The sequence below is a fragment of the Leisingera coralii genome (genome assembly GCF_049056525.1).
GTDB classification, from domain to species: domain Bacteria; phylum Pseudomonadota; class Alphaproteobacteria; order Rhodobacterales; family Rhodobacteraceae; genus Leisingera; species Leisingera coralii.
In genome coordinates this window covers 45,499-58,223 of record NZ_JBHUPT010000024.1, presented here as the reverse complement: position 1 = coordinate 58,223, position 12,725 = coordinate 45,499, and the positions used below count along the sequence as shown (strand labels likewise).

Sequence of the window (12,725 nt, the reverse complement as noted above, 5' to 3'; positions counted from 1 at the left end):
AGATGAACGTCCCCAATCCGAAAATCACAACGGGCGCATTGCCCGCATCGCGCAAGATCTACGTCAGCGGCGAGGTCCACCAGGACATCCGCGTGCCGATGCGCGAAATCTCCACCCACCCCACCGCGGGCGAGGCGCCGCTGCCGGTCTATGACAGCTCCGGCCCCTATACCGACCCGGAGGTGCTGACCGACATCCGTGAGGGCCTGCCCGCCCTGCGCCGCCAATGGATCGAAGCGCGCGGCGACGTCGAGAGCTATCAGGGCCGCGACGTGAAGCCCGAGGACAACGGGTTTGTCGAGGGCGACCGGCTGACGCCGGAGTTCCCGGTGAAGCCCGCCCCGCTGCGCGGCAAGGACGGCAAGGCCCCGACCCAGCTGGCCTATGCCCGTGCGGGCATCATCACGCCGGAGATGGAATTCGTGGCTATCCGCGAAAATCAGCTGCGCGAGCTGTCGCCGTGCCACGCCAAGCGCGACGGCAATGATTTCGGCGCCAACATCCCCGACTACGTGACCCCGGAATTCGTGCGCCAGGAGATCGCCGCAGGCCGCGCCATCATCCCCGCCAACATCAACCACCCGGAAATCGAGCCGATGATCATCGGCCGCAATTTCAAGGTGAAGATCAACGCCAATATGGGCACCTCTGCTGTCACCTCCTCGATGGAGGAAGAGGTCGACAAGCTGGTCTGGGCGATCCGCTGGGGCGCCGACACGGTGATGGACCTATCCACAGGCCGCAACATTCACAACACCCGTGAATGGATCGTGCGCAACTCGCCGGTCCCGATCGGCACCGTGCCGATCTACCAGGCGCTGGAGAAGGTGAATGGCATCGCCGAGGACCTGACCTGGGAAGTGTTCCGCGACACGCTGATCGAGCAGGCGGAACAGGGGGTGGATTACTTCACTATCCACGCGGGCGTGCGGCTGCATATGGTGCCGATGACGGTGAACCGGGTGACAGGGATCGTGTCGCGCGGCGGCTCGATCATGGCGAAGTGGTGCCTGCATCACCACAAGGAAAGCTTCCTCTATAAGCACTTCGAGGAAATCTGCGACATCTGCCGCCAGTATGACGTGAGCTTCAGCTTGGGCGATGGCTTGCGCCCCGGCTCCATCGCGGACGCCAATGACGAGGCGCAGTTTGCCGAGCTGGAAACCCTCGGCGAGCTGACCAAAATCGCTTGGGCCAAGGACTGCCAGGTGATGATCGAAGGGCCGGGCCATGTCGCCATGCACAAGATCAAGGAGAACATGGACAAGCAGCTGGAGTGCTGCCGCGAGGCGCCCTTCTATACGCTGGGGCCGCTGACCACCGACATCGCGCCGGGCTATGACCATATCACCAGCGGTATCGGGGCGGCGATGATCGGCTGGTTCGGCTGCGCGATGCTGTGCTACGTGACGCCAAAGGAGCATCTGGGCCTGCCCGACCGCGACGACGTGAAGACCGGGGTGATCACCTACAAGATCGCGGCCCATGCTGCCGACCTCGCCAAGGGCCTGCCGGGCGCCCAGCGCCGCGACGATGCGCTGAGCCGTGCGCGGTTCGAGTTCCGCTGGGAGGATCAGTTCAACCTGTCGCTGGACCCGGATACCGCGCGGGAGTTCCACGACCAGACCCTGCCGAAACAGGCGCACAAGGTGGCGCATTTTTGCTCGATGTGCGGGCCGAAGTTCTGCTCCATGCGGATTTCGCACGACATCCGCTCCGAGGCGCAGAAAGAGGGTATGGAGGCGATGGCCGCCAAGTTCCGGGAGGGCGGCGAGCTCTATGTGCCTGCCGCCGAGTCTGCGGAGCCCGCGGAATGATCACCATCGCCGGTGCGGGCCTTGCCGGCCTCGCCTGCGCCTATGAACTGGCGCAGCGCGGGGCGGCGGTCACCGTCTATGAGCGGGGTGAGACCCCAGGGGACAGCAGCGTCGCGCGCTTTGCGGGCGGCATGCTGGCGCCCTGGTGCGAACGCGAAAGCGCCGAGGAGGAGGTGATCACCCTCGGCAGCCGCGCCTTCGGCTGGTGGGCCAGGATCACACCGGTCCACAGGCGCGGCACGCTGGTGGTGGCGCCTGCCCGCGACCGGGCGGAGCTCACCCGCTTTGCCCGCCGCACCCGCGGCTTCAGGGGCGTGGACGGGGCGGAGATTGCGGAGCTGGAACCGGCGCTGGCGGGACGGTTTGCGCAAGGGCTTTTCTTTGAGCAGGAGGCGCATCTGGACCCGCGGCGCGCGTTGCGCGACCTGACTGCGAAGGTGCAGGAACTGGGGGTGGAGATCCGCTATGGCGCCCCCGCCCCCGCCCGCGTCACGCTGGATTGCACCGGCATGGCAGCTCCGCTGCCAGGCCTGCGCCCGGTGCGCGGCGAGATGGCGATCCTGCACTGCCCGGAGGTGGAGATCATCCGCACCCTGCGCCTGCTGCACCCGCGGATGCCGCTGTACCTCGTTCCCCGCGGTGACGGGTATTTCATGATCGGCGGCACAATGATCGAGAGCAGCTCGGACCGTGCCATCACCCTGCGCTCGCTCAGTGAACTGCTGAGTGCTGCCTTTGCCCTGCACCCGGGTTTTGCGGAGGCCAGCGTGGTGGAGACCGGCGCGGGGCTGCGCCCTGCCTTCCCCGACAACCTGCCGCGGCTGACCGAACAGGACGGCACGCTTTTTCTCAATGGGCTTTACCGGCACGGCTTTCTGCTTGCGCCCGCGATGGCCGAAGCCGCGGCCCGCCGCCTGCTACAGGAGACATCAGATGAAGATCATCGTGAACGCCGAACCGCGTGACGTATCCGCAACCGATCTGAAGACGGCTTTGCACGAGCTGGGCTTTGTCTGCTCGGCCGTTGCCACCGCTTTGAACGGCACCTTTGTGGCCCGCGGCAAGCGGGAGGAGGTGCAGCTGTCCGAGGGCGACCGGCTGGAAGTGCTGGCCCCGATGCAGGGAGGATGAGATGAAAGTCTACGGAACAGAGATCGCCTCGCCGCTGCTGCTGGGCACGGCGCAATACCCCTCGCCCGCGGTTCTGGCGGAGGCGGTGCACTCCAGCGGCACGGAGATCATCACCGTGTCCTTGCGCCGCGAGACCGCCGATGGCTCCGGCGCCGGGTTCTGGGAGAGCCTGCGGGAGACCGGCTGCCGGATCCTGCCCAACACGGCGGGCTGCCATTCGGTGCAGGAGGCGGTGACCACCGCCCGTATGGCGCGGGAGCTGTTCGGAACGCCCTGGATCAAACTGGAGGTGATCGGCCATTCAGACACGCTGCAGCCGGATGTGTTCGGGCTGGTAGAGGCGGCGCGGGTGCTGAGCAGCGAGGGGTTTCAGGTCTTCCCCTATACCACCGATGATCTGGTGGTGGGGGAGAAGCTGCTGGAGGCGGGCTGCGAGGTGCTGATGCCTTGGGGCGCGCCAATCGGCTCCGGCCAGGGATTGCGCAACCCCGATGGCTTGCGGGCGATGCGAGCGCATTTCCCGGATGTGCCGCTGATCGTGGATGCCGGCATCGGGCGGCCCTCGGACGCGGCACAGGCGATGGAGCTGGGCGTGGATGCGGTGCTGCTGAACACCGCGGTGGCCAAGGCTGGCGATCCGGCAGGCATGGCGCGCGCGATGGCGCTGGCCATTGAAGCCGGGCGTGCGGGATATGAGGCCGACCCGATGGAGCGGCGCGACATGGCGGTGCCTTCGACCCCGGTTCTGGGACTGGCGGAGTTTGCATGATGGACCGTTTCTACTTGATCGCGGGCCATGTCGGCCGGCTGGAGTTGCTGGTGCCGCATGGGGCCAGGCTGGTGCAGCTGCGCCTCAAGGATGAGCCGGACGCCGAAGTCCGCCGCCAGATTGCCCGCGCCCGCGACTTTTGCGCGGTGCATGGCGCGCAGCTGGTGGTGAATGATTATTGGCAGGCGGCCTTGGACCTGAACTGCGGCTTTGTGCACCTGGGACAGGAGGACATGGACACCGCCGACTTTGCCGCGCTGCGCCGAAGGGGGGTGCGCTTTGGGCTGTCGACCCATGACGAGGCTGAGCTGGAGCGGGCGTTGTCCCTTGATCCGGCTTATGTGGCGCTGGGGCCGGTTTATCCGACGCTGCTGAAGAAGATGAAGTGGGGGCCGCAGGGGCTGGAGCGTGTGACGCGCTGGAAGCAGATGGCGGGAGAGACGCCTTTGGTCGCGATTGGCGGGCTGACGCCGGAGCGGCTGCCCGGGGTCTTTGCCGCCGGTGCCGACAGCGCCTCGGTGGTGACTGATATCCAGCTAGCGGAGGACCCCGAGGCGCGTACCCGGGAGTGGGTGGAGGCCTGCCGCGTCAAGGAGCCGGCATGAGCCGCTACGCGCGCCAGATGATCCTGCCGGAGGTGGGCGCGGAGGGTCAGGACCGGCTGGCCCGCGCCCACGTGCTGGTGGTCGGCGCCGGGGGCCTGGGCTGCCCGGTGCTGCAGTACTTGGGCGGGGCCGGCGTGGGCCGGATCACCGTGATGGACGGCGACGTGGTGGAAGAGAGCAACCTGCACCGGCAGGTGCTTTATTCCATGGCCGACCTTGGCCGGCCCAAGGCGGAGGCCGCCCGGAGGCACCTTCTGGCCGCGAATCCGGAACTGGAGGTGACGGCGCTGGTCCAGCCGCTGGACGCGGCCAATGCCGCCGCGCTGGTCGCCGATGCCGGTCTGGTGGTGGATGCAGCGGACAGCTTCGCGGTGTCCTACGTCCTCTCGGACGAGTGCCTGCGGCAAGGCAAGACGCTGATCTCCGCCTCGGCGCTGGGGCAGTCCGGGTATGCCGGCGGCTTCTGCGGCGGCGGGCCGTCCTTGCGCGCGGTGTTCCCGGATCTGCCGGCGCAGGCCGCGACCTGTGCAACCGCTGGCGTGATGGGGCCGGCCGTGGGCATGATCGGCGCATTGCAGGCGCAGCTTGCCTTGAAGGCGCTGCTCAATCACCAGCCGTCCCCGCGGGGACAGCTGTTTATTTTCCGGCTTCAGGACCTGCAGGTCAGCAGCTTCCGCTTTGACGGCGCCGGGGAGCCGGAGGATGCCCTGCCCTTCATCGCGGCGTCACATATCACCCCGGAGGATACGGTGATCGAGCTGCGCGATGCCGCCGAGGCCCCGCGCCTGCCTGCGCCGCAGGCGCGCCGGATAACCCGTGCGGATCTGCTGGCAGCGGACCTGCCGCGCGAGGGGCGGATCGTACTGTGCTGCCGCACCGGGCTGCGGGCCTGGGGCGCGGCGCAGGACCTGCGGCAGGCCGGTTTCAACGATCTTGCGCTGCTGGCAGCCGGGGATGGTGGATGACCTGGATCCTGGCCATTGGCGGCACCGACAGCAGCGGCGGCGCGGGGCTCACCCGCGATACGGCTATGGCGGCGGAGCTGGGTGTCTTCGTGCGCCCGGTGGTAACGGCCGTGACCGTGCAGACCAACGAGGCGGTTCTGGCCGTTCACTCTTGCCCGCCTCAGGGTGTTGCGGACCAGGCGCGCGCTGCCTTGGCAACACCTCCCCTGCCCGGGGCGGTGAAGATCGGGATGCTTGGCTCGGCTGCGGCGGCGGAAGCGGTGGAGGCCGCCCTGCCTGCCGGCCTGCCCATCGTGCTGGACCCGGTGCTGAAGGCAAGTTCCGGCGGCACGCTGATGGAGGCGGATGGCTTTGGCGCGCTGCTGCGGCGGGCGGCGCTGGTCACGCCGAACCTGGCGGAGCTGGAGGTGCTGTCCGGGGTGCGGGGCGGCACGGAAGCGCAGGCTGCGGCGCTGCTGGCGCAGGGGGTGCAGGCGGTGCTGGTCAAGGGCGGCCATGGCACCGGGGCGGAGAGCATTGACCTACTTTTTACCGCGGATCACGCGCCTGTCCCCTTTGCCGCGCCGCGGCTGGCGGTATCGAGGCGCGGCACCGGGTGCAGCCTGGCCACGGCCATCGCTTGCCACTTGGCGCGGGGGGCCAGCCTGCAGGAAGCCTGCCGCCACGGCAAGGACGCGGTGCACCGCTGGCTGCGCCGCTGAGGCGGGCAAGGTCGCTGGCAGACGGTTTTGAGGCCGGTTTCAGGACGGAGCCTGCGGGCGCGTCTCCCTAGTGTCCCGGCAGCCTTAACGCCAAAGTCCGGGAGACCTGCCGCATGACCGATATCACCGCGCTCAGCGCCGAACAGATGGCGGCCAGGCTGCGCACGCGGGACTTGAGCGCCTGCGAGGTGCTGGCGGCGCATAAGGCGCAGACAGAGGCGCGGGAGGCCACGGTCAATGCCTTTGTCACTCTGGACTGGGACGCGGCAGAGGCGCGGGCGGCGGAATTGGATGCGATGGCCGCTGGCGGAGATTTTGCCGGGCCGCTGCACGGGCTGCCCTTGGCCATCAAGGACTGTATTGAGACCAAGGGGCTTCGCACCACCTGGGGGTCGCGGAGCTTTGAAACCCATGTGCCGGATTATGACGCGCTGCATGTGGCGCGGCTGCGGGCGGCGGGCGCAGTGATCACCGGCAAGAGCAACACGCCGGAATTCACCTTTTCCGGCCAGACCAGCAACCTGGTGGCCGGGACCACCCGCAACCCGCTGAACCCGGAAAAGACTGTGGCCGGCAGTTCCGGCGGCGCGGCGGCGGCGCTGGCGGCAAACATGGTGGCGCTGGCCGATGGCTCGGACCTGGGCGGCAGCACCCGCACGCCTGCGGCCTGGTGCGGCGTGGTGGGGATGCGCCCCACCTCCGGGCTGATCGCCTACGAGCCGAACCCGGCGCCCTTTGACGGGCTGTCGGTGCCGGGGCCGATGGCGCGGACGGTGCGGGATCTGGTGCTGATGCTGGAGGTGATGCAGGGCAATGCCCCGAGCCAGCCGCTGGGCTTCTGGCAGGACGTGCCGCGGCTGGCGGATCTGGAAGAGCCCCCCGCCCAGCGCTCTGGCCGGATTGCCCTGTCGCTGTCGCCCTTCGGGGCCAGTGTGGAGCCCTCGGTGCAGGCGGCGATTGCACCGGTCGAAACCCTGTGCCGGGAGCTGGGCTGGCAGGTGGCGGAAGACGCCCCGGCGCTGGACCCGCTGCTGGCGCATGGCGATATCACCCGCGGCCAGTGCGCGCTGCAGATCCGCGCCGCGCTGCAGCCGGACATGGCGCTGGCGGGCGAAAGCTTCCGCACCGCCTGCGCCCAGGCGGAGGGGCGCAGCCTGGCGGAGCTGGTGGCCTATCAGAACACCCGCGCCCGGGTCTGGGCGGATGTTGCCGCCTTCTTTGACCGCTATGATTTTGCCCTGTGGCCCACGGCGACGGGGATGCCGTTCTCTGCGGATCTGCGCGACAGCGAACTGCCCGAGGACTGGCGCACGGTGACGCTGACGCCGCCGATGGAGCTGCCCTCAATTTCGATCCCCTTCGGCGCTTCGGCGGACGGGATGCCCGTGGGGCTGCATATCACCGGGCCAAAGGGATCGGATGCGCGGCTGCTGCAATTTGCCCGCAGCATCGAACGTGCGGCCCAATGCTGACCCGGCTCAGCGCATCCAGAAGCCTTCTTTCTTGATCCGGTTGCGGATCGCCTGCTCGCGCCGCGGCAGGTTTTCCCGGTCAAACAGCGCCCGTACCTTTTCGCCGCGGCCCTGGTAGACCATGCGCTTGATCGGCTCATAGGTTTTCAGAACCTTCTTGATCCGGTTCGGTGCGGCGATCTCGTGCAGCAGGTCCACCACCCGGTCGCTTTCGCGCGCATAGAGCAGCGGGAACAGCCGGTAGTGGCAGCTGGTCTCCCCATCCAGGTAGCCGGGAGGCAGCGCATCGCGGCCGCCGCCGAAGGAATGGATCACCAGCGGAAGCACGATCTGGTCCAGCCAGGGGTCCAATGACTGCCCCGCCAGTTCCGGCGGCGGGTCGTTCCTGACCGATTGCGCATAGACCAGGAAGCGCTTGCCAAAGGCCCGCGGGCAGGCGCCGTAAAAGAAGCCCGCGTTGAAATAGAGATACCGCTTCCAGAACTCATCCGGCTGGCTGAGGTCGAGGCTGGCCAGGAAATCGAGGCCGAAGCGGGTATAGAGAGACTGCCAGATGCCCGCATAGCCGGGCCCGTAGAGGGTCGGCTTGGGCCAGGTGCCCTCCACCCGCAGGGACGCCGAGGGGCGGGAGAAGTCAAAGGGCACGTCCGCCAGCTCGCCGGTGATCAGCGTGTCGGTGTCGAAGAACACAAACGGCTCGCCCTTTGGCAGGGCCTGCAGCGCCTCGATCTTGTTGCCATAGGGGTATGCGGCGCCGAACACCTTGCTTTCGAACGGCAGGATCTCCGCCCCCAGATCCGCCAGCGCCTGCAGGACGTCCCGGTTGCGGATGCTTGGGTCCTTGTCCCACAACGGCCCCGGCTGCGGCACCGCGACAAACAGGCGGCCGGAAAACCCGGGGGAACAGCGGCGCAGCGAGGCCGCAAACAGCACTGCCTCATACTGCAGCCGGCCCGCCTGGCCGACGATCATTACGTTGAAGGGGGCATTTGCCATTGTTTTCCCCGTTTTCCGTCTCTGCCGGGCGGTTAGGACTGCCTGTTAAGGCCGCAGGCAGAACTGCCTGCTATGGTAGCTACAAGCCGGCAGGATGCCGTGCAACAGGCCGCCGGGCAATTCGCGCGGCCCTGTGACTTGAAGGGGCGTCTCAGTTGGAGAGAGAACATGATTGATGTGATCCTGGCGATCATCGCGGCCTCGGCGCAGCCGGGTGCGGAGAGCAGCACACCGGAGGCTGCGGCAGTGTCCGCGCCCGCGCCGGCCGGAACCGCACTGGCGGCAGAGCCGCAAGAGGCCACCGGCCGCTTTACCACCGCAACCGAAGTGAAGCCGATCCTGGCGGCAACCCGCGGCAACTGGATCCATGTGCGCGAGTTTAACGGCCAGGACCTGCTTTACGTGACCCACCTGTGGTCCTGGCGCTGCGGCCTGGCGCAGGTCAAGCTGGGGGTGAACGGCAATGCGCCGGAAATCTGGCCGCTGCCGGATTGCCATCTGGACGAGGGTTTTCCCAACATGATCAAGGAAGAGGACGGCCTGCCCTACCGCAGCTACCCACTGGGCTCGATCCAGCAGGTCGCGGTTGAAGTCACCTATGACGACCTCAGCACCGAGAGCCTGACCTTCGGCCGCAACGGCCAGCCCCTGCAGTGACCCGGCGCCGGGTGCCGCCCCGGCCCGCACCGCACGCTGCCTGGCCGCGGGCTACGGGGCAATCAGGCTGACGCCGGGGATCTTTTGAATAGCTCCGAGGTCTTCTTCGTAAAGATCGCTCAATTCCTCCACCAGCGCCACGGTCCAGCCGGGCAGGTCCAGCTCCTCCTCCAGCGCGTCCGGGTGGGCGTATTTGCCGAGGAAGGCGGCATAGATCCGGCGCCTGTGCCCCTCCGCCATGCCGGGATGCGCCGCCAGGTAGGCGCGCAGGCGCGCCATCCCGGCAGGCTGCATCAGCGCCGCCAGCAGATCCAGACCACCCTTGACCGGCGCGGCGGCAGCCATCCCGCCCAGCGCGCGCAGCACCTGCGCCCAGGTCATCGGCAGATCCTCGTAGCACCAGACGGTGACCGGCACGTCCGGCACCGCCTGCCGTATCCGGCCCAGCAGCCCGGACCAGCGCAGGTGCCGGGGATCGCAGGTCCCCAGGGCAGCCTGCACGTCCGGACCGCCGGCCCCGGCTGACAGCGCCGGCAAAAACGTTGCCGGATTGCGCAGCGCCAGGAAAACCTCGAGCTGATCCCGGGGAAACAGCTGCTGCAGCGCCAGCAGCCGCCGTTCCGCCTCCGGGTACAGGCGGGAGCCCTCCAGCACATGCTGCGGCGCGCCGAGAAACTGCGGGCTGGAAAGAACCACCCGGCTTGCCTGGCTGCCGTCCAGAATGGCGTCCCACAGGACGTCGGGCGCCTCCTTGGCGGCAGTGCCGGTCTTCAGCGCGGCCAGGCACTCCATCAGCAGCCTGCGGTATCTGCCGGGCCCCGGCACCGCCGTGCCCCGTTCCGACAGGGCGCCGGCATTCTTCAACAGCGCCTTCAGCAGCAGGTCTTCCTCAGTGGCATGCGCCCCGCAGTGGATGATGACCTGCATGAATTGACCTGTTTTTGCGGGCTCCCGGCCCAGACGTTACCCGGCCCGGCGGCCTGGTCAAACCCGGCACCCGCCGCGGCGTGCAGCCTGCCTGCGTCCGGCGGCTGTCAGCCAGCCGCCCCGCCAGCTCCCGAATACACATTATGCCCCCGGAGAGCTGCGTGTTGAATGTAATAATACCTGACATGCCAACCAAGGAGTGAAATCCATGCCTCTTATCGACATTCACGTATTAGAAGGTGTCTTCTCGGACGATGAAAAAGCACAGCTCATCAGCGAGACAGCCAAAGCGTTCGGGAAAGTTGCCGGCAAAACGATGCAAGACAACACGTCTGTACGCGTACATGAGGTAAGAAGCGGGCATTGGGGCGGAGCTGAAGGTGTTTGGACAACTGAAAAGGCTTTGGAGTTGAAAGCTATGCGTTAGGGATGTCCGCTCTGGGCTCCATGACCCAATCAGCCCTGAGCGGACATAGGGTTCCGGCCCTTTCGGCGTGAGATGTGTACTTGCGGCATGTGTTCAGTTCCCACTTCATGATGTGAAAAGCTGACGTTCAACACAAAATAAAGTTCAGTTGGCCCGCACACTTTTGCCGCAAGAACCTTAAAAGGCGGCCCCTGACGATAGGACGCCGTGACTGCTGCGGCGGCAGTGCTGTTACGGCGCAATGTTCTGGTTGTTCCGGAACAGGTTGTCCGGGTCGTAACGGCGCTTGATCTCCAGCAGGCGCTCGTAGTTGCCGCCGAAGTTTTCCCGCACACGGCCGCCGTCATCATCGTCCATGAAGTTGATGTATCCGCCCGGTTCGGAATATGGCGCCACCGCGCCGGAGTAATCGCGCACCCACTTCTTATGTGCCGCGTCGTGCGCCGGATCCTCCGACGCTGCCAGAATAACCATCGAGAAGTTCGCATCCCGGTGTCCGAAAGCCGTAGCGCCGGCATCGACCTCCTGGCAGGCCCCATTGATCGGATAGAGATGCATCGTCGAGCTGACTGTCGGCGCATCCGGGCCGTGCTGAACGTGGGCGGCAATCGCCTCGTCGGTCAGCTCCTTCACGAAATTCCCCTTCCAGTATTGCCGGATGCCCGGCGGGAACAGCCCGTCGAAGGCGGCGTTGATGGCGGGGTAAGGAACGGGTCCGACCATCTCGGCCTTTACCTCAGCAACATCGTGGAAAGCCTTGAACTGCCGCTCGCCCTGGGCGGGGTCCCCGGACCAACAGGCAACGATAGCGCAGAACATATCTCCGTGCCGGTCTTCGGGGATGAAGGGCAACGGCGGCGCGATCTGGAAGGCCGGGAAGGCGCCCATCTCGCGGGGGGCGTCCTTGATGTAGTCGCGGTAGAATTTGAAGATCGTTTCGGTTTCTTGGATCTCGTAGAACATCGGGCCCCAGTAAACCGTATCCACTGGCTGAAGCTGATACTCGAACGAGGTGACGACACCGAAGTTCCCGCCGCCCCCTCGGATCGCCCAGAAAACATCGGCATTCTCGCTTTCGTTCGCAATGAGCATGTTGCCATCGGCGGTCACGATATCTGCTGAAATCAGGTTGTCGAGCGACAGACCGTGCCCGCGCGACAGATAGCCGATGCCACCGCCAAGCGTCAGCCCGGCGATCCCGGTGGTGGAGATCACACCGCCAGTGGTCGCGAGGCCGAAGGCATGTGTAGCCGTATTGAAATCGCCCCAGGTCGTGCCGCCCTCAGCCCTGGCGGTCCTGGCGTTAGGGTCGACGCGAACACCGCGCATCTTCGACAGATCCAGAACGACTCCGCCATCATTTGTGCCGAAACCGGGTCCGCTATGGCCACCGCCGCGAACCGACAGGGCGTGACCGTTGTCGCGGGCGAAATTGACGGTCGTCATAACGTCGCCGGCATTCATCGCCCGCACGATAACGGCGGGCCTCTTGTCGATCATACCGTTGTGAACCTTGCGCGCCTCTTCATAGTCGGCGTCGCTTTCGACGATCACGTCTCCGCGGATCAGGTCACCGAGTTCGCTTGGAGTTTTCGCAGACATAGTTCCCTCCCTGAATGACCTGCGTTTTGGGTTCGCAGGCTAGTTTCGGAGGCGGCCAGCGGCATCACAGGCTAAGAAAATGAGCGGCAGGCAGCCAAAGCACTGGTCGGCTCAAGATTCTCTGATCAGCTTGAATGATAGCACAGGCGTGGCAAATGACGAATTACGCCCGTTCACTGAAAGCCATTGACGCTCTTCATTGGGGCCTGTGCCTTCAGATGGTCCGAGGCCGCGGGAGTTCGAAGCAGCCGGCACTGGGAAAGGACGCGCGCGAGTGTGAATGGTGCCGTGGCATCACGGCCGGCAAGATCCGCAGGGGAAACATACTGGCCCCGGCCGCACAGGTGACGCCGGCCTCACCGGACTTTTGGCCTAGCAATAGGCCATGCAGTCGTCAGGCAAATATTCCCGGATCGATCCGGTCCACGGGGGTTATCACATCGGCAGGAATGTTCAGGCGCTCCGCCGCCCTTCGCAGGCTTTCCTCGTCGGGGGCTTCGTACAGGCAGTATGTCTTGCGCTTATCTGCGCTGAGGAATGAAAAAATCCACTCGATACCGATTTCATCGTTTATCTCTTTTATGTGAATTTTGTCATCGTCGCTGACATTCAGCTGTTCGGCAAAATTTCTTTCGATAATGTACCTTGGCATAAGC

14 protein-coding genes are annotated in these 12,725 nt (G+C 66.1%); 10 read left to right on the top strand and 4 right to left on the bottom strand.

The features are described 5' to 3' along the window. The first annotated feature begins 2 nt into the window (after positions 1-2). The 8 genes from thiC to ACFMBG_RS10075 all read left to right on the top strand — a co-directional run bounded on the left by thiC (position 3) and on the right by ACFMBG_RS10075 (position 7,460). Positions 3-1,817 carry a phosphomethylpyrimidine synthase ThiC gene (thiC, locus tag ACFMBG_RS10110; RefSeq protein WP_421054571.1) on the top strand — a complete coding sequence of 605 codons (1,815 nt, stop codon included), beginning with the start codon at positions 3-5 and terminating at the stop codon, positions 1,815-1,817. Next, positions 1,814-2,782 (top strand): FAD-dependent oxidoreductase, encoded by a 969-nt coding sequence (locus ACFMBG_RS10105; protein WP_421054570.1) that lies wholly within the window; start codon positions 1,814-1,816, stop codon positions 2,780-2,782. Before thiC ends, ACFMBG_RS10105 begins: the two co-directional genes overlap by 4 nt. After that, a complete protein-coding gene (gene thiS / locus ACFMBG_RS10100; protein ID WP_174147453.1) occupies positions 2,751-2,948 on the top strand; it encodes a sulfur carrier protein ThiS in 198 nt (65 codons plus the stop codon). Before ACFMBG_RS10105 ends, thiS begins: the two co-directional genes overlap by 32 nt. Before the next feature lies 1 nt (position 2,949). Further along, complete coding sequence (locus ACFMBG_RS10095) at positions 2,950-3,717, top strand: thiazole synthase (protein ID WP_421054569.1); 768 nt, start codon at positions 2,950-2,952, stop codon at positions 3,715-3,717. Then, positions 3,717-4,322 carry a thiamine phosphate synthase gene (locus ACFMBG_RS10090; protein ID WP_421054568.1) on the top strand — a complete coding sequence of 202 codons (606 nt, stop codon included), beginning with the start codon at positions 3,717-3,719 and terminating at the stop codon, positions 4,320-4,322. Before ACFMBG_RS10095 ends, ACFMBG_RS10090 begins: the two co-directional genes overlap by 1 nt. Beyond that, on the top strand, positions 4,319-5,287 hold the full coding sequence (locus tag ACFMBG_RS10085) for a ThiF family adenylyltransferase (RefSeq protein WP_421054567.1): 969 nt from the start codon (positions 4,319-4,321) through the stop codon (positions 5,285-5,287). The genes ACFMBG_RS10090 and ACFMBG_RS10085 overlap by 4 nt, the downstream gene beginning before the upstream one ends. Continuing rightward, positions 5,284-5,988, top strand: coding sequence for a bifunctional hydroxymethylpyrimidine kinase/phosphomethylpyrimidine kinase (gene thiD, locus ACFMBG_RS10080; RefSeq protein ID WP_421054566.1), 705 nt, complete (start codon positions 5,284-5,286; stop codon positions 5,986-5,988). The genes ACFMBG_RS10085 and thiD overlap by 4 nt, the downstream gene beginning before the upstream one ends. Before the next feature lie 113 nt (positions 5,989-6,101). Further along, on the top strand, positions 6,102-7,460 hold the full coding sequence (locus tag ACFMBG_RS10075) for an amidase (RefSeq protein WP_421054565.1): 1,359 nt from the start codon (positions 6,102-6,104) through the stop codon (positions 7,458-7,460). 6 nt (positions 7,461-7,466) lie between these two features. On the opposite strand, the gene ACFMBG_RS10070 is transcribed toward ACFMBG_RS10075, so the two are convergent. Next, on the bottom strand, positions 7,467-8,456 hold the full coding sequence (locus ACFMBG_RS10070; protein WP_421054564.1) for a hypothetical protein: 990 nt from the start codon (positions 8,454-8,456) through the stop codon (positions 7,467-7,469). 168 nt (positions 8,457-8,624) lie between these two features. On the opposite strand from ACFMBG_RS10070, the gene ACFMBG_RS10065 reads away from it, so the two are divergent. After that, positions 8,625-9,113 (top strand): hypothetical protein, encoded by a 489-nt coding sequence (locus tag ACFMBG_RS10065; RefSeq protein ID WP_421054563.1) that lies wholly within the window; start codon positions 8,625-8,627, stop codon positions 9,111-9,113. 51 nt (positions 9,114-9,164) lie between these two features. Here the strand turns inward: ACFMBG_RS10065 and ACFMBG_RS10060 are convergent, their stop codons facing one another. Further along, complete coding sequence (locus ACFMBG_RS10060) at positions 9,165-10,040, bottom strand: hypothetical protein (protein ID WP_421054562.1); 876 nt, start codon at positions 10,038-10,040, stop codon at positions 9,165-9,167. A 208-nt stretch (positions 10,041-10,248) separates the two neighbouring features. On the opposite strand from ACFMBG_RS10060, the gene ACFMBG_RS10055 reads away from it, so the two are divergent. Next, positions 10,249-10,467: a tautomerase family protein gene (locus ACFMBG_RS10055; protein WP_421054561.1), complete on the top strand. Its 219-nt coding sequence runs from the start codon at positions 10,249-10,251 to the stop codon at positions 10,465-10,467. Between the two features lie 231 nt (positions 10,468-10,698). On the opposite strand, the gene ACFMBG_RS10050 is transcribed toward ACFMBG_RS10055, so the two are convergent. Together ACFMBG_RS10050 and ACFMBG_RS10045 are read right to left on the bottom strand one after the other, a co-directional pair. After that, positions 10,699-12,069, bottom strand: coding sequence for an FAD-binding oxidoreductase (locus ACFMBG_RS10050; RefSeq protein ID WP_421054560.1), 1,371 nt, complete (start codon positions 12,067-12,069; stop codon positions 10,699-10,701). Between the two features lie 394 nt (positions 12,070-12,463). Continuing rightward, a complete protein-coding gene (locus tag ACFMBG_RS10045) occupies positions 12,464-12,721 on the bottom strand; it encodes a DUF4242 domain-containing protein (protein WP_421054559.1) in 258 nt (85 codons plus the stop codon). Positions 12,722-12,725 lie beyond the last annotated feature (4 nt).